A 1,138-nucleotide genomic window follows, 5' to 3' on the forward strand; every position below is an offset into this window, starting at 1 on the left:
CCACGGCGTCCTGGTCGGCGCCCCTTTCCTGCGCCTTGGCGATGCTGGCGGCATCGGCCAGGCCCTCGTGCTGGCGCGTGGCCGCCTTCAGGCGCGCGGCGGTCTCGCCCAGGCTCTTGGCATGTTCGGCGGCGTTGGCCCGCCCTTCGGTGGTGATCAGCATCCCGTCCTTGGCGCGCAGCACGCCGTGCCCATCGGTGCGCAGCTCGAAGCCTTCGCCACGCGCGTCCTTGCGGCCCTGGTTGTCCTCGATGCGCGTGATCGCCCCCAGGCTCAGGCTGGAGTGCTGGTGGTCGCTCTTCAGCTGGGCCTGGATCTGCCCGGCCGTGTCGTCCATCACCAGGTGGTTGCTGCGTCCGGCCGCGCTATTGCCGCCGCCGTCGGTCAGCTCGCGGCTGCGAAAGCCGCTGAGTGCGGCTTGCTGCGGCAGTTGCCAGGGCGGCAGGTTCAGCTGGTTGTGCACCCGGCCTGTGCAGATGGGCAGGTCCGGATCGCCGCCGAGGAAGTCGACGACCACCTCCTGCCCGATGCGCGGGAGGTGCACGCCGCCCAGCTGGTTGCCCGCCCACGGGCTGGAGACACGTACCCAGCAGCTGCTGTGCGGGTTCTCCTGGCCTTGCCGGTCCCAGGGGAACTGCACCTTGATGCGGCCGAGTTCGTCGGTCCACAGCTCCTGGCCCTCGGGGCCGACCACCCGTGCTGTATGGGGACCATGGGTGTGCGGCTTGAGCCTGGTGAGCGCCGGGCGCAGCGGCTCGGTGATGGGGTGCGCTAGCAGGTCCACCTGCACCCGCCAGCGTTGCTGCGACTGGGGTTGAGTCACCGCGTTTAGCGCCGCCTGGCTGTCCTGCCCCACGTCCTCGATGAGGAAGTCGGTTTCCAGGATCAGGTATTCCGCATTGGCCGCTTCCCTTGGATGCCCCTGCAGCGCGAAGCTGAAGCCCGGCACCATGCCGCGCAGGTTGCCGCTGGCCCGCGCACGCGCCCCCGAGGTGCGCAGCTGCTGCATGCGAAGCCGGGCGATCAGGTCGCCCTCGGCCAGCGGGTCATTGGCCCCGGCGGTGCCGGCGCGCGGCTGGGCGTAGTGACTGCCGGCCAGGCTCGCGTGCCAGGCGTAGACCTCCGCCTCCGCAAAGCC

Annotated in this window: 1 protein-coding gene; it reads right to left on the reverse strand. The window is 70.9% G+C overall.

Annotated features, from left to right (window positions below):
* Nucleotides 1-1,138 (reverse strand): type VI secretion system Vgr family protein (locus ABIC63_RS29880; RefSeq protein ID WP_354322469.1); only part of this gene is annotated, 1,138 nt, incomplete at both ends.

The sequence above is a fragment of the Pseudacidovorax sp. 1753 genome, from assembly GCF_040544975.1.
GTDB lineage: Bacteria > Pseudomonadota > Gammaproteobacteria > Burkholderiales > Burkholderiaceae_C > Xenophilus.